22 protein-coding genes, 7 tRNA genes and 1 riboswitch are annotated in these 19,933 nt (G+C 46.6%); of the genes, 20 read left to right on the top strand and 9 right to left on the bottom strand.

Annotation, left to right across the window (positions count from 1 at the left end; translation table 11 throughout):
• Positions 1–38: 38 nt before the first annotated feature.
• The 8 genes from POF51_RS31435 to POF51_RS31400 all read left to right on the top strand — a co-directional run bounded on the left by POF51_RS31435 (position 39) and on the right by POF51_RS31400 (position 2,128).
• Positions 39–111 (top strand) — tRNA-Phe (locus POF51_RS31435).
• 7 nt (positions 112–118) lie between these two features.
• Positions 119–192: transfer RNA gene (locus tag POF51_RS31430), tRNA-Trp, on the top strand.
• A gap of 27 nt (positions 193–219) precedes the next feature.
• Positions 220–295: transfer RNA gene (locus POF51_RS31425), tRNA-His, on the top strand.
• Positions 296–321: 26 nt separating this feature from the next.
• A tRNA-Gln gene (locus tag POF51_RS31420) sits at positions 322–396 on the top strand.
• 7 nt (positions 397–403) lie between these two features.
• Positions 404–479, top strand: a tRNA-Gly gene (locus POF51_RS31415).
• 28 nt (positions 480–507) lie between these two features.
• Positions 508–581, top strand: a tRNA-Cys gene (locus tag POF51_RS31410).
• Positions 582–589: 8 nt separating this feature from the next.
• Positions 590–671: transfer RNA gene (locus tag POF51_RS31405), tRNA-Leu, on the top strand.
• A 128-nt stretch (positions 672–799) separates the two neighbouring features.
• Positions 800–2,128, top strand: a complete 1,329-nt coding sequence (locus tag POF51_RS31400; protein ID WP_069853102.1) for a purine/pyrimidine permease — start codon at positions 800–802, stop codon at positions 2,126–2,128.
• A 15-nt stretch (positions 2,129–2,143) separates the two neighbouring features.
• On the opposite strand, the gene POF51_RS31395 is transcribed toward POF51_RS31400, so the two are convergent.
• The gene (locus POF51_RS31395) at positions 2,144–2,815 is read right to left on the bottom strand and encodes a B3/B4 domain-containing protein (RefSeq protein ID WP_069853099.1); all 672 of its coding nucleotides are present in this window, start codon (positions 2,813–2,815) and stop codon (positions 2,144–2,146) included.
• 115 nt (positions 2,816–2,930) lie between these two features.
• Here POF51_RS31395 and rnhA point away from each other — a divergent pair, with 115 nt between their 5' ends.
• The 4 genes from rnhA (at position 2,931) to POF51_RS31375 (ending at position 6,170) form a co-directional block, all read left to right on the top strand.
• Complete coding sequence (rnhA, locus tag POF51_RS31390; protein ID WP_170831644.1) at positions 2,931–3,365, top strand: ribonuclease HI; 435 nt, start codon at positions 2,931–2,933, stop codon at positions 3,363–3,365.
• Positions 3,362–4,513, top strand: coding sequence for a tRNA epoxyqueuosine(34) reductase QueG (queG, locus tag POF51_RS31385; protein WP_017250184.1), 1,152 nt, complete (start codon positions 3,362–3,364; stop codon positions 4,511–4,513). The genes rnhA and queG overlap by 4 nt, the downstream gene beginning before the upstream one ends.
• A gap of 26 nt (positions 4,514–4,539) precedes the next feature.
• Complete coding sequence (locus POF51_RS31380) at positions 4,540–5,076, top strand: methylated-DNA--[protein]-cysteine S-methyltransferase (RefSeq protein WP_069853095.1); 537 nt, start codon at positions 4,540–4,542, stop codon at positions 5,074–5,076.
• 125 nt (positions 5,077–5,201) lie between these two features.
• On the top strand, positions 5,202–6,170 hold the full coding sequence (locus POF51_RS31375; RefSeq protein ID WP_069853093.1) for an amidase domain-containing protein: 969 nt from the start codon (positions 5,202–5,204) through the stop codon (positions 6,168–6,170).
• Here POF51_RS31375 and POF51_RS31370 read toward each other — a convergent pair whose 3' ends face one another.
• Complete coding sequence (locus POF51_RS31370; RefSeq protein ID WP_069853090.1) at positions 6,171–6,878, bottom strand: ferric reductase-like transmembrane domain-containing protein; 708 nt, start codon at positions 6,876–6,878, stop codon at positions 6,171–6,173.
• Between the two features lie 138 nt (positions 6,879–7,016).
• Between POF51_RS31370 and trmL the strand changes: the two genes are divergently transcribed.
• The 3 genes from trmL (at position 7,017) to POF51_RS31355 (ending at position 8,943) form a co-directional block, all read left to right on the top strand.
• Positions 7,017–7,487: a tRNA (uridine(34)/cytosine(34)/5-carboxymethylaminomethyluridine(34)-2'-O)-methyltransferase TrmL gene (gene trmL / locus POF51_RS31365; RefSeq protein ID WP_069853088.1), complete on the top strand. Its 471-nt coding sequence runs from the start codon at positions 7,017–7,019 to the stop codon at positions 7,485–7,487.
• Positions 7,488–7,512: 25 nt separating this feature from the next.
• Positions 7,513–8,238: an HAD family hydrolase gene (locus tag POF51_RS31360; RefSeq protein ID WP_271756727.1), complete on the top strand. Its 726-nt coding sequence runs from the start codon at positions 7,513–7,515 to the stop codon at positions 8,236–8,238.
• Between the two features lie 144 nt (positions 8,239–8,382).
• Positions 8,383–8,943 (top strand): hypothetical protein, encoded by a 561-nt coding sequence (locus POF51_RS31355; protein ID WP_069853083.1) that lies wholly within the window; start codon positions 8,383–8,385, stop codon positions 8,941–8,943.
• 222 nt (positions 8,944–9,165) lie between these two features.
• On the opposite strand, the gene POF51_RS31350 is transcribed toward POF51_RS31355, so the two are convergent.
• Positions 9,166–9,381, bottom strand: coding sequence for a hypothetical protein (locus tag POF51_RS31350; RefSeq protein WP_007726812.1), 216 nt, complete (start codon positions 9,379–9,381; stop codon positions 9,166–9,168).
• Positions 9,382–9,738: 357 nt separating this feature from the next.
• On the opposite strand from POF51_RS31350, the gene POF51_RS31345 reads away from it, so the two are divergent.
• The 3 genes from POF51_RS31345 (at position 9,739) to POF51_RS31335 (ending at position 13,210) form a co-directional block, all read left to right on the top strand.
• Positions 9,739–11,637, top strand: coding sequence for a PrkA family serine protein kinase (locus POF51_RS31345; RefSeq protein ID WP_069853081.1), 1,899 nt, complete (start codon positions 9,739–9,741; stop codon positions 11,635–11,637).
• 70 nt (positions 11,638–11,707) lie between these two features.
• On the top strand, positions 11,708–12,865 hold the full coding sequence (gene yhbH, locus POF51_RS31340) for a sporulation protein YhbH (protein ID WP_039961230.1): 1,158 nt from the start codon (positions 11,708–11,710) through the stop codon (positions 12,863–12,865).
• A gap of 57 nt (positions 12,866–12,922) precedes the next feature.
• On the top strand, positions 12,923–13,210 hold the full coding sequence (locus POF51_RS31335) for a YiaA/YiaB family inner membrane protein (protein ID WP_017251937.1): 288 nt from the start codon (positions 12,923–12,925) through the stop codon (positions 13,208–13,210).
• A gap of 110 nt (positions 13,211–13,320) precedes the next feature.
• On the opposite strand, the gene POF51_RS31330 is transcribed toward POF51_RS31335, so the two are convergent.
• From POF51_RS31330 to POF51_RS31305, 6 genes are all read right to left on the bottom strand, one after another.
• On the bottom strand, positions 13,321–14,370 hold the full coding sequence (locus POF51_RS31330) for an alpha/beta hydrolase (RefSeq protein WP_069853079.1): 1,050 nt from the start codon (positions 14,368–14,370) through the stop codon (positions 13,321–13,323).
• Between the two features lie 120 nt (positions 14,371–14,490).
• Positions 14,491–15,963 (bottom strand): methyl-accepting chemotaxis protein, encoded by a 1,473-nt coding sequence (locus tag POF51_RS31325; RefSeq protein WP_139135960.1) that lies wholly within the window; start codon positions 15,961–15,963, stop codon positions 14,491–14,493.
• A 1-nt stretch (position 15,964) separates the two neighbouring features.
• Positions 15,965–16,519: a GNAT family N-acetyltransferase gene (locus tag POF51_RS31320; RefSeq protein WP_017251940.1), complete on the bottom strand. Its 555-nt coding sequence runs from the start codon at positions 16,517–16,519 to the stop codon at positions 15,965–15,967.
• Positions 16,520–16,713: 194 nt separating this feature from the next.
• Positions 16,714–16,797, bottom strand: a riboswitch (cyclic di-GMP riboswitch).
• 173 nt (positions 16,798–16,970) lie between these two features.
• Positions 16,971–17,633: a peroxiredoxin-like family protein gene (locus POF51_RS31315; RefSeq protein WP_069853074.1), complete on the bottom strand. Its 663-nt coding sequence runs from the start codon at positions 17,631–17,633 to the stop codon at positions 16,971–16,973.
• 84 nt (positions 17,634–17,717) lie between these two features.
• Positions 17,718–18,395, bottom strand: a complete 678-nt coding sequence (locus POF51_RS31310; protein ID WP_069853110.1) for a Crp/Fnr family transcriptional regulator — start codon at positions 18,393–18,395, stop codon at positions 17,718–17,720.
• Entirely contained in the window at positions 18,395–18,691 is a 297-nt protein-coding gene (locus POF51_RS31305; RefSeq protein WP_069853072.1) for a hypothetical protein, read from the bottom strand. The genes POF51_RS31310 and POF51_RS31305 overlap by 1 nt, the downstream gene beginning before the upstream one ends.
• A gap of 134 nt (positions 18,692–18,825) precedes the next feature.
• Between POF51_RS31305 and POF51_RS31300 the strand changes: the two genes are divergently transcribed.
• Positions 18,826–19,011 carry a hypothetical protein gene (locus POF51_RS31300; RefSeq protein ID WP_017251944.1) on the top strand — a complete coding sequence of 62 codons (186 nt, stop codon included), beginning with the start codon at positions 18,826–18,828 and terminating at the stop codon, positions 19,009–19,011.
• Positions 19,012–19,134: 123 nt separating this feature from the next.
• On the top strand, positions 19,135–19,842 hold the full coding sequence (locus POF51_RS31295) for a DNA alkylation repair protein (protein WP_069853069.1): 708 nt from the start codon (positions 19,135–19,137) through the stop codon (positions 19,840–19,842).
• The last annotated feature ends 91 nt before the right edge of the window (positions 19,843–19,933 follow it).

Here is a 19,933-nt window from a genome sequence, read left to right as displayed (position 1 = left end):
CTATTCAAATGAAATTGGCGCGTAAAGCATAGATATAAGGCTCGGTAGCTCAGTCGGTAGAGCAGAGGACTGAAAATCCTCGTGTCGGCGGTTCGATTCCGTCCCGAGCCACCTTTATAGGGGCATAGTTTAACGGTAGAACGAAGGTCTCCAAAACCTTTGGTGTGGGTTCGATTCCTACTGCCCCTGCCATTTTTCAAAACATTAGTAGTAATCATGGCGGTCGTGGCGAAGGGGTTAACGCACCGGATTGTGGCTCCGGCACTCGTGGGTTCAAGTCCCATCGATCGCCCCATAAATTCATAGTTGGGGATTACTTATTGGGGTATAGCCAAGCGGTAAGGCAACGGACTTTGACTCCGTCATTCCTAGGTTCAAATCCTAGTACCCCAGCCATTAAAATGCGGACGTAGCTCAATTGGTAGAGCGTCGCCTTGCCAAGGCGAAGGTCGAGGGTTCGAGACCCTTCGTCCGCTCCATTTCTCAAATTGTTTCACCTTATATCATGGAGGCATAGCCAAGTGGTAAGGCACGGGTCTGCAAAACCCTCACCCCCGGTTCAAATCCGGGTGCCTCCTCCAAAGTATTTGCCGGTGTGGCGGAATGGCAGACGCGCGCGACTCAAAATCGTGAGGGAAACCGTGGGGGTTCAAGTCCCTTCACCGGCACCATACATTTACAAGCTAACCCTGAATGTCAAGATATCTTGATGATTGGGGTTTTTTTCTGCATTGATATGCGCATAGTGTAGACAGGGGAAATAGACAACTTGTGTAAGTAACAGGACGAGGTGGTTGAGGTGTTTTACAAACTGCAAGACAAACCGCCAATGGGGATCACGACGCTGTCCGTATTGCAATGGATGATCGTAACTGTTTCCAGTAGTGTGGCGGTACCACTAATGATTGGAGATATGTACGGCTTGCAGGCTGATGAAATTGGAAAGCTGATGCAGCAGACCATGTTTTACATTGGACTCGCGTCGCTACTGCAAGTGTGGATTGGACACCGCTATCCGATGATAGAAGGCCCGGCTGGATTATGGTGGGGGATCTTTATCATTTTGGCTCAACTCGGAACGAGCATGGGTCTTCATCCACAAGAAATTGGTCAATCCTTTCAAGTGGGGATGATACTAGCAGGTCTACTCTTTTTCATTTTTGGCTTATTAGGCTGGATTGGAAAATTACAGAAGTGGTTTACACCACTAGTATCAGGTACGTATATGATTTTGCTTGCTGTTTCTTTGTGTAGCAACATTCTTACAGGCATGCTCGGTATTGGTTTTCAGCATTCAAAAGAGGTACAACCGGGTGTAGCAATCGTGTCCATAGGGATTGTAGCCCTTGTTGTGTTCATTATGCGAACGAAACGATTCTCCAGTTTTGCGGTTTTGTTTGGCATGGTTGGGGGCTGGATCGTGTACGCGCTTCTTGGATGGACAGAACCTGTCCGACCTACTGAGCAATTATTTTCATGGCCTTCCATTTTCTTTTGGGGACCCCCACGTTGGGATTGGGGCGTTGTATTAACAAGTATGCTGACAGGATTCGTTCTGTTGACAAACCTCATGACGAGTTTGTCAGTCATGGGAAAAGCGACAGACACTGTGCCTACTGAAAAGCAGTACAATCGCGGTGGTATTTTTACAGGGGTATCCAATTTCCTGTCAGGCTTGAGCGGTGTGGTTGGTATGATTCCACTTTCCTTGGCAGCGGCGGTTATTCAAACGACGAAAATGGCTTCGCGCCTGCCATTTGTAATAGCAATGCTGGGGATGATGCTGATTGGGCTGATTCCCACTGTTGCCCATTTTTTGGCGGCTTTGCCTACTCCAGTGGCATATGCGGCGATGTTCATTTCCTATACGCAACTGCTTGGCTTCGGGTTGAAGGATTATGTGAATCTGAAGATGGACGAACGTACGATTATTGTTGGGGGAAGCTCACTTCTGGTCGGGATCGGAGTCATGTTCGTACCTGCTGTAGCTTGGAAGCAACTTCCTGCACTAGTCAGCTTTTTGTTCGGCAATGGCTTATTGCTCGGAGTTATTGTGTGCCTTGTCCTAGAACATATTGTTTTTAGAAAAAAGGAAGATAGCGTAGAAAAAGACGGCCAGGCTGCATGACGGGCCGTCTTTTTCTTAGGCGGTAACAATAGAGGAGTGAGTCAGCTCGCCACCGTTGATTTCCGTAAACATGCGGCCAACTGAACCTACGATTTCTTCTTTTTTAGATTGTTCCATTTTTTCATGGAAAAAGATGACTTGGAGCAGTGTGCGGCTTTGTTCCGTTACGCATGAGCGCTTGGAATCGACAATGGGACTCCCAAATGCGCCGTTACCATCAGCGAGAAGCAGTTTCCCTTCCATGTTGACTTCGCGTCCGTTTAATCCTTCATAGACATCATCGGCGTGGCCAAGACGACAAGTGATATCACCTGCTAAGTGATTGACGTCATAAATCCCAAAAGGAAGCGCGTGCAAAACTGAGAAAAAATTATTAACATCAACAGCGCTGTTGATCCAGAAAAAATGATTTCCCTGCAGCAGTCGGCGCAGTAATGCTTCGGAGGAAGGGCGGTATCTGGACGGATCAATGCCAACTTGCTTAAAGCAGGCCCTCCACTCGCGGACGCCTTCGATTTCTGTTAGGTTTGCAGTGTCGTGCGCAAGCCGCAAGCTCTCCACATAATAATTAATGCGTCCCTGCAGCATTTTTGGGGAGTCACTGACGGAAGCATTGTTGTATTGTAATATGCCGAGAGAAAATTGCGGCAGACGCTCGGACACGGAACAATCTAGCTGAACTTTCATCTATAGACACTCCTTACTAAACCTATTTTTGGTAGTATAACAAAAAATTTTTGTGGAAGCGACTAAGCTTCGATACAATAGAAGAGAACAGAGGAGGGAACCCCTGACGATGACGATGCGTGAGGTTGAAATTTATACAGACGGAGCTTGTTCCGGCAATCCAGGACCAGGTGGTTGGGGAGCTGTACTGATGTACGGCCAACACATCAAGGAAATGTCCGGAGCCGAACCGCATACAACGAATAACAGAATGGAGCTGTTGGCAGCCATCAAGGCGCTCTCTACATTGAAGGAGCCTTGTAAGGTGACGCTATATAGCGACAGTGCATACTTGGTTAACTGCTTCAAACAAGGCTGGTATAAAGGCTGGCTGAAAAACGGCTGGAGAAACAGCAAAGGCCAGCAGGTGGAAAATCAGGTCTTATGGAAAGAACTGCTGCAATTGATGGACACCCACAAGGTAGAGTACGTAAAAGTCAAAGGACACGCCGACAACAAATGGAACAACCGGTGCGACGAATTGGCGACAGGAGCGATTAAACAGCTGTGAACGACTTGCAGTACTGGGAGCAGACAAAGCAGTCCATCATTGACTATGCCAAGGAAATCGGAATCGATAAGATCGGGTTTGCCAGTGCCGATCCATTCACGACCTTAAAAGAACGGCTTCTTGTACACCGGGAAAAGGGTTATGAATCTGGATTTGAGGAGCCTGATTTAGAAAAGAGGACGAATCCAGAACTGTTGCTGGACGGGGCACGTTCGCTGATTTCTATCGCACTTGCCTATCCATCCAAGCTAAAAAATCCACCAAAATCAGAACCTGGTGCGTATCGGGGAATCTTGTGCCGTGCAGCATGGGGAACCGATTACCATCACGTTCTGCGCGACAAGCTGGACAAGCTGACTCGATTCATTATGGAGCTGGAGCCAGGAGCTCGGATCGAATCCATGGTAGACACGGGAGCATTGTCTGATCGGGCGGTTGCCGAGCGGGCTGGGATTGGGTTTGTAGGAAAAAATTGTGCCATCATAACGCCGGAGTTTGGATCATGGGTGTACTTGGGTGAGCTTGTAACGAATCTTCCGTTGCCAAGCGACCTACCGATCGAAGAAGGCTGTGGCGACTGTAATATATGTGTAGATGCTTGTCCGACCGGAGCCTTGATTCAGGGCGGACAGCTTGATGCACAGCGATGTGTTGCGTATTTGACTCAGGTAAAAGATTTTATTCCAGATGAATTCCGCGGGAAAATCGGGAATCGGCTGTATGGTTGCGACACTTGTCAGACGGTATGTCCTAAGAATCGTCGCATCGACAACGACCATCATGCTGAATTTCAGCCTGATCCGGAGATTGCCAAGCCTTTATTGATTCCGCTGCTTCAGATGAGCAATAAGGAGTTCAAGGAAAAGTTCGGCCTATCCTCTTCATCTTGGCGGGGCAAAAAGCCCATTCAGCGCAATGCCATATTAGCACTTGCACATTTCAAAGATCGGACGGCTGTTCCTCATTTGGAGCGTCTTTTGTTCGAAGACCCCCGTCCAGTCATTCGTGGAACTGCTGCATGGGCACTTGGAAAAATCGGAGGAGAGCAGGCACAAGAAGCGCTCATTTCCGCAAAAGCAAAAGAGGCGTCACCAGAAGTGGTGGAAGAGATAGAAAAAGGCATGAGCATGATTCGCGCACAGGCTTAGTTTGAACGAGAGAGGGAGGACGTAAAATGGCAAAGGAATTAGGCTATACCATGATGGATTCACCGATTGGACCATTGCTCTTGGCTTCTACAGAAGAAGGGCTGTGCTACATTCAGTTTGCCAATGAACAAGACGGATTAGCGCCTCTGGTGCGCTGGTGCAAAAAAACGTTCTTAGGAATTACTCCAACGCGCAACGATACGATCAATGAGTCTGCAAAAAAACAATTAGAAGAGTATTTTGCAGGCAAGCGAAAGACGTTTGATGTTCCAACCGTATTGTACGGAACTCCCTTTCAAAAGGATGTATGGAATGAGCTATCGAACATCCCCTATGGAGAAACTCGTTCTTACAAAGATATTGCCTTGGCTATTGGAGCAGCGAAAGCTGTTCGGGCCATTGGCGGTGCGAACAATCGCAATCCGATTCCTGTCATTATACCTTGCCATCGTGTCGTTGGCTCGAATGGTGCCTTGGTCGGGTACGGCGGTGGCTTATCCATTAAAAAATATTTGCTGTCCTTAGAAGAAGGTCCACTTTTTGCTCACGCTTCTTCCAAATAAGCTGTCTGCTTGCTCGGGCAGCTTTTCTTTTTCTTCTGAATGCTCCGCGAGTGACATATTCTTCATTGAGATGAACGGTTCATGGGTCTATGTCGCAGTCTGGAGGGGGAAAGGAGGAGGGGAAAGTGGAGTGGCGTGAATTTGTTCAGCAATACTTTCAAGCAGTTCACCAGTCATCTATGGACGGAAGATATGAGAGGCTGTTGCCTTTTTATTGCACAGGAGAGTCTGGCGCACAGGATGAATGGGATCGACTGAACCGGGAGAAGCGGAAAACCGAGGAGCGGGGAGTCAAATTGTTGGCTGTCCAGGGACAAGTAACGCCCATGTGCTGGGTAGATACCGATGCCACCATGGAAATAACGGTTCAATGGCAAGAAAATAAAACCTTGGGGATCAAGCATACCAAGTATAAAGAGGCAAACAAAAGATTGTTCCAGCTCCAGTTGCTCAAAACGAATGAAAAGTGGTCGATTATCGGGGCAAGGGAGTCGAATGGTGATCAAAAATTGGTGGTCGAGGAAGAGGAGGAGCCTGTCATCGTTGTGTCAGGCGTCGAGGATGCCATTGACCAACCTACGCTGATTGTTCATGGAGCAGGAGGATACAACGCTGCAAATGCAGTCGCGTATGCGGAACGCTACTGGAACACGACCAATCCCGTATATCCTCGTTTTACGGATGACTGTACGAATTTTATTTCGCAATGTTTACACGCTGGTGGAATCCCTATGCTGATGTCGAAAGAGATGGGCAAGGGTTGGTGGATTCGCACGGGAAAAGGCACCTCTTGGAGCTATAGCTGGACGGTAGCGCATAGCTTGTATTTGCTTTTGAAATCAGGTGGACCACCTATGCGGGCGGTTACGAAAAGCTCTGCGGCCGAATTGGTCCCAGGTGATATCATTTGTTATGATTTTAACGGGGATGGGCGTTTTCAGCACAATACGATCGTGGTCGCAAAAGACGCGAATCAGATGCCGTTAGTGAATGCCCATACGACAGATAGCAGCATGCGTTATTGGGCATATGAGGATTCCACAGCCTATACGCCCAAAATGCGCTATGCCTTCTTTCATATAAGAGGGGTATAATTATCGCTTGCGAAAAAAAGCTCTTCGTATAAAAGAGATGCCGCGAATCATCCAAATCATTGCCGCGAAAACGAGCATGTCTGAAAAGGTATGCGGTTCTCCTTTAATGGATTGGATGTAAATCAAGCCATGGAACAAGACGATGACAAACAGCCATGGATTGGCGAGATGAAGCCTTTTCCAACTGGAGCCACCCAGCCATTTTTCTGCCCGTGCAGAAGACGTCAGCCACAGGGCCAGTAGTATGAAAAAAGCAAGCAGCCCAAGATAGTTTGCAACGCCTGTGAAGGTCCAGTTGGGAGATGGCCACATGGTTGGATCCGAGGAAGCGAAAAAGAACAGACCCAGCCATCCATCGGCCTTTTCAGAACGGTTGTTATCTATGATCATCAGGCGAGGCTCACTTTCAAAAAGGACGAGCACAAGAATGACGTGCAGCAGTCCAGTTAGCCCCGCCCATATGCCGATATCTCGGCGGATGGACAAGCTGACAGCCATCCAGCCAGCAGGGAGCCAGGACTGGAGTGGACCAATCAGTAAGGTGCAGCCAATCAAAATAAATGAGAGATAGCCGAGAATCATACTCCATGTTTCCAGAGCAGGGAACGAAGAAAAATCAGTCCACATCCAACTGGCGCCTAACAGGATCAAACTCAGGATGCTCACATGTGCGACAAGACTTCGCACAAATGATAGGGGTGTCCCCATCTAATCGTCACTCCTTCGATAGCCAAAAGTTTCTGATTAGATGCAGCAGGCACTCCATTTGTTACAGAAGCTGGGCACGGTGGTATAATAGAACGTGTACAGGTATCAAGTTCGCAATTTACAAGGAGATTTTCAGATATGCCGTTACATATTGTTTTGCATGAGCCGCTCATTCCGGCCAATACGGGAAACATCGCCCGTTCATGTGCAGCGACAGGAGCGCATCTGCATTTGATTCATCCGCTCGGATTTTCAACGGACGATCGTTACCTGAAGCGGGCTGGTCTCGATTATTGGCATGCAGTAAATGTTCACCATCATGAGAGCTTTGAGCACTTTGCTGCGGCACAAGGGGAAGGTGCGGGCACCTTTTACTTTGTGGAGACCTGGGGGGAAAAGTTGTATTCGGACGTTTCTTTCCGAGATGGCGACTACATTATCTTGGGCAAGGAGACGACGGGCCTGCCGGAAGAGCTGACAGAAAAATATCGGGAACAGACTATTCGTATCCCGATGAGCGGTGCGACCCGATCTGTGAACCTGTCCAATTGTGCAGCTATTGTCCTGTTTGAGGGACTTCGTCAGTTAGGTTTTCCATCGCTATCGTAAGGCATTTGGGAGGGAGAGATTCATTTTGACTGTGAACACTATCCTGTTTGATTTGGACGGTACGTTATTAGAGATGCAGACAGAACCCTTTGTCAAAAGTTACTTGGTTGAAGTAGGTCGTCATGTCGGAGATAAGTATGATACCGAAAAGCTGTTGGCGCTGATTTGGGATGCGACCAAGGCAATGATCATGAACCAAGAGCCGGATAAGACGAACGAACAAGTTTTTATCGAACATTTTATGGAACACAGTGAGTGGGATCGGGAGGAAATATGGCCTCTGTTCGATTCGTTTTATCGCGATGTGTTTCCGACACTTTCTCACCTGACGTATCCTTCGCCATGGGCAAAGCAGATTATTACTGCCGCCAAAGAGCAAGAATTTCGGGTTGCAGTAGCGACGAATCCTGTTTTCCCGCGTGATGCGATTCACCATCGCCTTGCTTGGATCGGGATGTCCCCGGATGAATTCGAGCTGGTCACCGTCTACGAGGAGTCGCATTTCACGAAGCCGAATCCTGGTTATTACAATGAGATTTGCCAAAAGCTCGGGGTTGAACCGACAGACTGTGTCATGGTCGGGAATCATATGCAGGAGGACATGGTCGCATCCAAGCTGGGGATGAAAACGTTCTTGGTAACCAATTGGATGGAAGACCGTGGGGAGCCTCAGTATCCGGTAGATCAGCGGGGATCATTAGAAGAGCTGTTTACGGCGATTTCTGAGAAAAGCGGTGTGTTTGCGCGTTAAGAAATGGCCATGAAAGAATAGGCGAGAAGCAGGCTGTCCGTTTGAAAAAATGGTCAAGCCTGCTTTTTCACATACTTTTCCCAAAATCATCAGGTAGGCTAGGGGTGTACGATCACGTTTTACATAATAAAGGAGGAAATCTGCATGAAAAAACTTGTTTCGTCTCTGGTGATGGCTACCTTGTTGTTTAGCGGTATCTCTGGAGTGACTGCGGCGGATACAGCAGCGGATGCTACGGTTAAGCACTCCAAAGCGGAGAAAAAGGAAGAAAACAAAGCAAAACTGAACGCGAAGGCTGCCAAGTGGGGCGTAGAAACCACGGATAAAACAAATAAGGAAGTAAAAGCAGCCATTCAAGAAGCAAAAGCAGCAAAGAAAGCAGAAAACGCTGAGAAAAAAGCGGCAAAAGAAGCGAAGAAGCAAGAACAACTCGCCAAGCTAAATGATAAAGCTGTGAAGCTGGGCGTTGATACGGCAGGTAAAACGGCGAAGGAAGTAAAAGCGGCTATTAAAGAAGCAAAAGTAGCAAAAAAAGCAGAAAACGCTGAGAAAAAGGCAGCCAAAGAAGCGAAGAAGCAAGAACAGCTCGAGAACCTAAAAGAAAAGGCGGCCAAGTGGGGCGTTGACACAGCAGGTAAGAGCGCAAAAGAAATCAAGGCTGAAATCGAAGCGAAGAAAGCAGAAAAGAAAGAGAATAAGAAATAACAAGAAAACAAAAAAAGCAGGTTGCCACAGTAGGCAGCCTGCTTTTTTCCCCTGGATGCTTCTTACATGTTCCAGGTTTTGTCTTCGTTGTAGCCCGCTGTCAGCATGAAAAACAGAAAAGCTCCGAGGACCAATGCTACGATAAATGTACCCACGTTTGACAGCTCCTTTCGTAAACAAACTACTCCCATTATAGCGTAGCCTGCCCACTTTGCAAACGAATTAAAGTTGTTGCGCCCTTGTGAGTGACAATTTTCGATAGTCATACACAAGCTTCAAAAAAGCACTTAGCGCAATATATACACTCAGTTTCTCACCAGTATCGAGTTCCATCCCTGTCACTGCTTGGTAAATGAATATCGCAAGAATCACCAAGCTCGCGATGCCAGTCAAATATAGTCCTTTTTTCACTTGAATGCGTTCTGCTTGAATATCCATGATCGTTCCTCCTGTTATTTTAAGCCAATCCGTATTGGCTTCCGTGTATGTTGCTTATGATTGTATTTTACAGGGGAGAAGGGATTACAAACCATCGAATCAGCTTACAGCTACGTTCGCTAAACCTTACAATTCCGTAATCTCCCAAGCTGTAAAAAAGCAAGGTGACGGATTTTTATGGGAAGATTGCTGAAACTTGTGCTGATGTCTCGCATACACATATGTAAAGGCTGTAAGAGCCTGTTGGCAACCGGAGAAAACGGCTTGCACGTGAATGCGTGACCGCAGGCGGACATATACATGAGAGTACATTGTCGTTGGGAAGAGAGAGGGGCTTAAGAGGGAGGAGTGTCGAACATGGACATTTTAAAACGGATCGCTGAGCACCGGGCCCGCGAAGAAAACCTGATGTGGAGAGGAACATTCGCCGAATATTTGCAACTGGTACGTAAAAATCCGCAAATTGCCCAGACGGCGCATTCACGCGTCTACAACATGATTAAAAGTGCGGGGGTTGAAGAGAACGAGGACGGCTCACGTTCGTATCAATTTTTTAGTCGGGAAATCTTCGGACTGGATCGTTCTGTTGAGCGTCTAGTGGAGGAATATTTCCACTCGGCTGCGCGTCGTCTGGATGTCCGCAAACGCATCTTGCTCTTGATGGGGCCTGTCAGTGGCGGTAAGTCTACGCTCGTGACGATGCTCAAACGAGGACTGGAAGAGTATTCACGGACGGAAGACGGAGCGATCTATGCACTTGATGGCTGCCCCATGCACGAAGAACCACTTCATCTTATCCCGCACGAGCTGCGTCCAGAGGTGGAAGAAGAGCTGGGAATCAAGATTGAAGGAGAATTGACACCCTATAACCGGATGAGGTTGGAAACCGAATATGGAGGGTGCATCGAGGATTTCCCTGTTCACCGGATTTTGTTTTCCGAAGCCAATCGTGTCGGTATCGGTACATTTAGCCCTTCTGATCCGAAGTCTCAGGATATTGCCGATTTGACGGGGAGCATCGACTTTTCGACGATTACGAAGTACGGCTCTGAGTCCGACCCGCGTGCGTATCGTTTTGATGGGGAGCTGAACAAAGCCAATCGCGGATTGATGGAGTTTCAGGAAATGCTGAAATGCGACGAGAAATTTTTGTGGCATCTCCTGTCGCTGACACAGGAAGGAAACTTCAAGGCAGGTCGTTTTGCCCTCATTTCTGCAGATGAACTGATTGTTGCGCATACGAATGAATCGGAGTACAAGGCTTTTATTGCGAATAAGAAAAATGAGGCACTGCAATCTCGGATTATCGTCATGCCGATGCCGTATAATCTGCGTGTCAGTGACGAAGAAAAAATATACGCGAAATTAATCAAGCAATCCGACTTGGGGCATGTGCATATTGCACCGCATGCGCTCCGGTCAGCAGCAGTCTTTTCCATTATGACCCGCCTGAAAGAATCGAAAAAACAAGGGGCCGATCTGCTGAAAAAGATGCGGCTGTATGACGGTGAATCGGTGGAAGGCTTCAAGGGAGCCGATCTGGAAGAACTGCGTAACGAGCATGCCGATGAAGGAATGTCCGGTATTGATCCGCGTTATGTCATCAACCGTATCTCCAGTGCACTGATCCGCCGCGACACCGAGTGCATCAATGCGCTTGATATTCTTCGGGCGCTTAAAGAAGGCTTTGACCAGCATCCATCTATCACCAAGGAGCAGCGGGAGAGGTATATGAACTTCATCTCTATCGCGCGCAAGGAATACGACGAGCTGGCGAAAAAAGAAGTGCAGAAGGCGTTTGTCTACAGCTACGAAGAGTCGGCAAAAACGCTCATGGATAACTATTTGGACAATGTGGAAGCTTATTGCAACATGAATAAAATCCGTGACCCCGTTACAGGTGAGGAGATGGATCCAGATGAGCGCCTGATGCGTTCCATCGAGGAGCAAATCGGCATATCGGAAAATGCCAAGCGGGCCTTCCGCGAAGAAATTCTCATCCGTATCTCGGCCTATGCGCGTAAAGGGAAGCGTTTTGACTACAGCACGCATGATCGCCTGCGGGAAGCTATCGAGAAGAAGCTGTTTGCCGATCTAAAAGATGTCGTCAAAATTACGACTTCGAACAAAACGCCGGATGAGCATCAGCTCAAGAAGATTAATGAGGTCACCAAGCGTCTTATCGAAGAGCATCAATATTGCCCCGTTTGCGCAAATGAACTGCTGCGCTATGTGGGTAGCCTGTTGAACAGATGACAGAACGTTGGCGACATGAGGAGCACGTCATATTCGGCGCAGATTGCGCCAGTTGCTAGGAGGAGACGGCATGAAAGATGAATCATCGTTCATTGTCTCCCGGGAAGACTGGTCGCTGCACCGCAAAGGGTACCAGGACCAAAATCGACACCAGGAAAAAGTGAAAGAAGCGATCAAAAAAAATCTCCCCGATCTCGTTAGCGAAGAAAACATCATCATGTCGAATGGTCGGGAAGTTATTAAGATCCCTATTCGCTCCCTGGATGAATACCGATTGCGTTTTAACTTCCAAAAGGGAAAACATGGCGGTCAAGGTAAAGGAAACAGTAAAGTAGGCGATGTCGTCGCCCGTGACGGCGATCCGGCGCAAGGGCCAGGAAAGGGTCAGGGAGCGGGTGATCAGCCAGGTGTAGACTACTACGAGGCTGAAATCAGCGTAGAAGAATTGCAGGAGATGCTTTTCGCCGAGCTGGAGCTGCCGAACCTTCAACAAAAAGACGAGGAACAAATCGTCGTGGAAGAGACTCGGTTCAATGATGTCCGGAAAAAAGGCTTGATGGGCAACATTGATAAAAAACGTACGCTGATTGCGGCCATCCGCCGAAATGCGCTGGCAGGCTACAGTGATATGGAGCTGGGGATTACCGAAGATGACCTGCGCTTCAAGACGTGGGAAGAGATCATCAAGCCTCATTCCAATGCTGTCATTATTGCGATGATGGATACGTCGGGAAGTATGGGCGTGTTTGAAAAGTATATTGCCCGCAGCTTTTTCTTCTGGATGGTACGTTTTCTGCGCACCAAGTACGAAAAAGTCGAGATCGTCTTCATTGCCCATCATACGGATGCGAAGGAAGTAACGGAGGACACTTTTTTCTCGAAAGGGGAAAGCGGGGGGACGATCTGCTCCTCTGCCTACAAAAAGGCGTTGGAGATCATCGATAGCCGCTACCCAACATCGCAGTACAACATTTACCCGTTCCATTTTTCCGATGGCGACAACCTCACGTCTGACAATGAGCGCTGCGTAAAGCTGGTGAAAGAGCTCATGGAGAGATGCAACATGTTCGGCTATGGCGAAGTGAATCAGTATAATCGTCATTCAACCCTCATGTCAGCGTATCGCCACATCAAAGAGCCGAAATTCATGCATTGTGTCATTCGGGAAAAGGGCGAGGTATACAAGGCGTTGCGTACTTTCTTTGGCAAGAAGGAAGCTGTGAAGTAATCTATAGTGGCAACCGGGCGAGAAATCGTCCGGTTGACTTATGTGAGGGGTGTTACTATGTATCCACAAAAGCATCGGATGCGCAACACGGGAGCCTTCACTTTCTTGGCATACTTTACATTGGGGGCAGGTGTACTGCTATTTTCCATCGGTTTATACAATGCAACAGGTCTTCAGCTGCACGAAAAGGGGTATTACATCGCATGTATGCTTCTGGTAGCAGTTGGATCGATTTTGACGCAAAAAGTAGTGAGAGATAATGCAGAGGATCGAACGATTATTGAGGAGCAGGAAAGAGAATTTAACTTAAAGGTATCGAAAGCGGAGAAAGAAACGCCGAAATAGCCCAGATGGTGTATGCTTTGGGCAAGGAAAATATTAAAGTTGTTCATCATCGGGTATTCGCTCAATTTTGGTGGGGAGGAAACTAATGGATCGCAAAAAAACCGCCAGGGTCATGCCCTGACGGTCTTTCGAATGAGCGCTACAAACTCCTCTGCCTTTTCAATGTGTGGAGAGTGCCCCACATTTTCCATGACTATCTCCTGATAGGAACCACCAGCGCGCTGATATTGTTCGAGCACGTCTCGAATTTGGGAGACCATCGGCTGCGGAGGATATTCGCCTTCCCCCGGCCATCCGGGGACATAGCCAAGCTTGCCCAGTGTACCGAAATCAGCAAGCGACTGATCCGAGATAATGGAATCATCCGCACCGCGAATCCATAAAATCGGACACTTCGGCTCCATCTGGACAATACCGGACAAATTTACGTATTTGGGAGAAATCGCATTCGTAATCCCTGTCGTCCCAGGAGCAACACCGGGCCAATCGTTTACGTATTCAAAAGCACCAGGGTAAAAGCCCTCTCCCGTTCTCGTAGAGATTATCGCGCTAACATAACGGTCTTCCTGCTCTGGGCCAACCTGGAACGGGGGATTGAAATAAAGCTGATTCATGACATTGCGAGGACTGGAGGGAGATTCATTACTCATATCTTTGGCTGCTATCCTTTTGACCAGCTCGGAGTTGACAGCTCCTCCACCTGAGCCTGAGAAGCTGCTGTAGCACGGGGTGCCAGCTATATCCTTGGTTCCACCAAAGCCGTAAGGAGACATGGGGGCGATTAGAATCAGGGAGCGTACTTCCTGCGGGTGATCGATGGCAAACTGCATCACGATCCCACCGCCCAACGACCAGCCGGCAAGATGGACGGGTGTTGGCAAGTCCAATGCCCGAATAAACGAATGAAGGTCATCCGACCAGTCTCGCAAACCGCGTGTCGCATCGATGGGCAATGCTTCACTTGCTCCATAGCCACGCATATCAGGTGCGTACACACGGTACTGGTCACATAGAGCCGCAATGGTATCATCCCAGAACAAGTTGGCTGATGCATTGCCGTGAATGAGGAGGAGCGGTTCTCCTTCTAGTACGCCAGCTGTCAGATAAGAAACGAGCAGTCGATCGGTCTGAATCGTTTTTGTTTCGATTCGTGCATCCATCCATGATGTGCTCCTTTCATTGTATAAGATTATAAATATCAGAATATTTACATTATATATCTGTTCGGTTACAAAATGAGAAAAGAAAACAACCGCCCGTGAAAGGCGGTTGCAGGAAGGTTACATATGGAGACCACGCATCTGTTGTTCGATTTTCTCAAAGCCGCCAGAAACCTTAACGACTTCGTCTTTTTGTTCAGAAACGAGAACAAGCACTTCTTCCAGGCTCTCTTTGTTCTTGTCGGTAATATCTGCGTTGACTTCAACTTTTGCGCCGACTTCTTGAATCATACTGTGAACATGGATAATGAACTCTTGCAGGTTTTTCGTTTTATCCGCGAAGTTTTGCATGTAGTTGTCTACATTGGTGAACATTTCTTGTACTTCAATGATGCCCTCGCTATTTTTCTCAAAAGAAGTCTGTGACTCAGAAATCATATCTGATACGAGCTTCATTTTTTCGCGAATGGTCATGAGCAGGTTCGAGATCGACTCAGAGGATAGCTTGGAGGATTCAGCCAGCTTGCGTACTTCATCTGCTACGACAGCAAATCCTCGGCCGTGTTCGCCTGCGCGAGACGCTTCAATCGTGGCATTGAGTGCCAATAGATTGGTTTGTGCAGAAATCTCGGAAATGGTTTGAATGATTTTCCCAATCGATTCGGTTTCTTTATTGAGCTCTTGAATCAGCTGGTTCGTACCTTGGATATCCTTGATGAATCGTTCAAAGTCATTGCCGATGTTGCCGATGCGTTTGCCGCTCTCATTAGTGGCTTCTTTGGTCGATTCAACGTAATCATGCATCTCCGTAACAGAACGGGTCATGTCCTCCACTTGCAGATTCGTAGAGCTCATTTCCCGACGCAGCTCGTCCGTATTGCTGGTCTGAACCGTAAAGGACTCCATAATGTCTTGCAGGGAAGCGACAGTTTCGACTGCGCGAATATTTACACCGTCCGTCACCTTGTTCAAATTCTCTTGATAGTCTTGCATAGAGGTGAGTGATTCATTGATCTGATCCAGAACACGTTGCAATGATTCCTTTGAGGCAATCGCTTCTTGTTTTTGTTGCTCACTTTCCTCTTGCAGCTTGTTATTGAATACAGCATGCATCATGCTCGTGACAGAGACGAAGCAGAAGGTAAGCAAGAAGTACATCAGATCAAGGTTGTTTGTCGAATGGAAAATCGTTTCTCTCTGTGTCAGGAAGTAGTAAGAGACAATACCCAATGTCGATACAATCGTCAAAATATTGATGAGTCGGTCTTGATAAATCCCCATGACTGCTACAAAGAACATAATGGTCATGATATTGATCATATGCGGGTCCAGTCCAACTACGATGAACATAAAAATTCCGATTACGGCGAAGTTGAAAAACTTCATGAAGGGCGCTGCTTTTTCACGGAACCTCGGGCGATTGGAGATGTAAGTAAAAGGTGCCAGCACGCCATACAAAATACCCAGTATCGTGAAAACGAATGTGTACGATACGCCTAGAAAAAGGTTTAGGACCTGAACTACCGTAATAATACTTGCGAATACGATTACGACCCAATTGTTTCTTCTTCTCAATAGATCAATGTTATCCATGTTACCCACCTACCTCGACTTTTACTTGGTTGGATGACGACGAATTGTACCAGGAATATTTCGGATCGTGCTTATTGTCATAGACATCTTTTAGATGGAAGAGGGTCGGAATGGCATCGGCCCCTTTGTAAAAGACGATATCTTTGGTCTGAGTCGCCTTTACTTGATACTTCTTGTTAATGAACGTAAAAAAAGTCGGATCTGCTACCCCGATTGCGTGGGTATAACCGTGCTTTTCAGCGTAATCTATCATCAAGCAAATTCCTTTTTGCCCTAGTTGTCCGCGGTATTTCGGCAAAACAGCGAGACTGTCTACCTCCATTACTTTCATATCTTCTGTAACAACATCCTGAAAAAGTGATTTCATATAAGCACTTGATTTGGAAAAGGGCGTCATTTCAAATGTTCCACCTGCTTCACCATCTTCGGCAAGTAAGAGGAACTGAGCCGAGCCTTCTTTCGCATGCTCCATCTCGAAGCCCATGCTTGTCCATACTGTTTCTTTGATTTCATGAAATTTTGCTAACTCTTGTACGGTTTCTACTTGTTTGTACATAACTTCTCCACTCCATCATTTTCTCTGATTGAACCATGTTGTGTATGTTTGACGTCACTAAAGTTATGTTTTTCCATCCGATACGAAAATGAAAGTGCTTTCATCCTCCTTTCAAAAATGTAAACACAAAAAAAGGCCGTTCCATCGAAATGGAACAACCGAAGCTACCAACATCGAATAAATGGTCTCAAGATGATGGCAACCCGGCTATCATGGTCAAAGACTGTAGACCCGTGGTTTTGCGTCGCCACCTTTCGATGACTTTGCCTTTTGCATTTTTTAGCAAAAATTGTAAAGATGTGTCGAATTTTGCTAGACATAATCATGCAAAATATAAGCCAAAAGATATATTCTTGTCAAGTTTTGGTAGGGAAAATAAACTAATTGTTCATAAAGCATAGACGTAGAAAAAACCAGTTGTGTGATCAACTGGTTCTTCGTTATATAAGCGTTAGGTTAGGGTACGCAGAATGTCTAAAACTTCACTAGGCTCCATGCGTTTTTTGTAATCAGGATCTAAGCCTGCTGAACGGATTACGCCCTGGTTGTCGAGGATATAAGTAGCAGGTATGGGGAGTGTCCATGAATCTTCGCTATTAAAACGATGGAGATCAATATCCAATGATCGGTAGGTATCATGTAAAAAATCAGGCAGTCTGAATCTGAGTTTATATTTTTCTGCTACTTGGTTATTGGTATCGCATAACACGGGAAAGCTCAGACCGTTTTTCTCTTGCATAGTAAGAGAGTGTGAAGGAGATTGTGGACTAATGGCAAACAATTGGGCACCCAGAGAGGTTATCGTATCGATCTGTTTTTGGTATGCTTGCAGCTCCAAATTGCAGTAGGGGCACCATGATCCACGGAAAAATGTAAGGACGACGGGACCTTTTCCGATTTTTTCCGACAAGGTAATGGTCTTGCCAGTGTGATCGTTCAACGAGAAATCAGGTGCAATCGAACCAATCGGCAAGCCCTTTGCGTGTCCAGAGGTCCGCAGCTCCTCGATTGATTTTGTAAATGCATCTGTTACTTCACGAGTGAGGAAGTCTGCTATTTGTATGGTTGTAAAATCTAGCTCTTCGCGCAGGCTCTGAAAATGTGGTTTATCCATATGTCGTTCCCCTCTTTTTCGAAAGAATAGTAAAAGCCATAGCTTTACGATATCTTTCTTTTAGAGGGGGAGATGTAACCTGGATTACATTCTCTTCAAAATTTCGTCCCGATGAATGGAAATGGATTTAAAGCCTGTTTGAATCAGTTCTTCTCTTACTAAAGCACGTAATGCTACCGTCACAGCTTCCCTGGATGCCCCGACAAAATGGGCGAGTTCTTGATGGGAAAGAGGTAAGTCAATTTGTTGAAATGCCGAACTGTTAGGAGTGCCAAATTGATCGGCAAGCCTTACTAATGTGGAAATAATGCGATCTTGTAAAGGGAGAAGAGCAAGATTTTCGGCTGCCTGGATGATCGAAACCATTCTATCGCTAATGATCTTCATGATCTTCATCATCAGTTGCGGATGTTCGATTATGTAGCTCTCAAATTTTGCTTTGCTCATTTTACAAATGAGGCAGTCTTCGATGGCTTCTATATACATCTCCCGTGTACCTAATGAGAGGAGATCCACTTCTCCAAACACATTGCCTTCCCCGAGGATATCGAATGTGAACTGCCGCCCATCCCGATTTACTTTATATAAACGTACTTTCCCCTGCTTGATGAAGTAAAAGCCCTCTGAAAAAGTTTCTGGTGTTTGAATGCACGTATTTTTGGGAAAAGGGGATAAGGAGGTTAATTGATCGATTAAGCGCAAACTTTCCTCGGATAATGAATTTAACAAATAAAATTGAGATAAATATGTGATTTGGTTCATCATTTCTGTTCGGTTTGGGTCTTCAGAATCGTTCTTTTCGCTTTGGTGACAATTCTTTTCGTTTCCTTTGTATCAGAGATTCTTAGCCAATCGTCACCCGTTTCTTCTAATTGATCAACAAGTTGAGAGAGATAAACATGAGGCAGAACGCTTTGTACCAGATGAATATGATCAACAGCCTGCCATTCAGTCAAATTGACGCTTTCTAATTCTCCAGCATGAAGGAGTGCTAAAACATTGTCAGGGATGAGCGAGGCTTTACTTGCTCCTTTTCTCGTGTGTACCGAATCCGGCATTTTCAACAAACCCCTTTTCACAGAAATGGTAGACATTCAAAACGGAATAGCTGCAACAAAAGTATACATAAAAAATCACCCATAACAAAAATTTTCCAACCATCCGATAACTAGAAGGAATAGGAGGGGATTTTATGAAGGAAGTAAAGGTGATTCAATTTTACTTTTCCGGAGGCGGTGAAACGATTAGCGTTGAAACGACGGAACCGGAAGAGATCATTCAAATGGTCGCTAATCAAGACGGTGGATGGCTACAGTACGATGATGTTGTTATCAACGTCAGAAATGTTTCGTATATCAAAGTACGCAGTCAGGCGTAAGGATAGGAAAAGCGCGTCAAGCTCTTCAGGAAAAAGCTCTCCTTTAAATGAGGAGGGTTTTTTCGTGTTGGAGGTAACGCCGCTGGTTATCCTAATTAATAGAAGAAAAAGGAGGGTGACAAGATGACGCTGGAAGAAGTCATGCAGAAGCTCGAAGCGATGGGGACAGAGCAGACGAAAAAAACGTTATTGCGGCATGGAGCAAAAGAGCCTTTGTTTGGCGTGCGAGTCGGCGATATGAAAAAGCTGGTCAAGGAGGTCAAGCGTGATCAGCAGCTCGTCCAGGCGCTGTACGATACGGGAAACTACGACGCCATGTACTTGGCCGGATTGACGGTTGACCCAAAGAGCATGACAAAAGAGCGGCTGCAGACTTGGGTCAAGGAAGCGTCTTGGTACGCGCCCGCCGAATATACGGTTGCGAGTGTAGCGGCTGAGAGTCATTTTGCCATGGAGTTGGCACGAGCATGGATCGAGTCAAAGGAAGAGATGGTAGCCACATGTGGGTGGAATACGTATTCGAACTACTTGTCGATTGCTCCCGATGAACAGCTACATAAAGAAGAAATCAAACGGCTCCTCATGAGAGTGAAGGAGACGATTCATCAGGAACAAAATCGCGTACGGTACACCATGAATCAATTCGTTATTTCAGTAGGGGCGTATGTACCGGAACTTCATCAGGAAGCGTTGGAAGTGGCCGCAGCGATTGGCAAAGTACATGTGGACGTCGGACAGACAGCGTGCAAAGTTCCGTTGGCTACGGAGTATATCAAAAAGATAGAGGAACGAGGGAGTGTCGGAAAAAAGAAAAAGACATGCATCTGCTAGTCGGGCATTTTACTCATTCATTTGGCGTATATTTCTAAGGTGCTTTTGTTTGCTAAAGTATCGACTATTCCTTGCTAATGTGCTATCATGA

It is taken from the genome of Brevibacillus sp. AG (assembly GCF_028369215.1).
Taxonomy (GTDB): Bacteria; Bacillota; Bacilli; order Brevibacillales; family Brevibacillaceae; genus Brevibacillus; species Brevibacillus porteri.
This window is presented reverse-complemented; position numbering and strand designations above follow the sequence as displayed.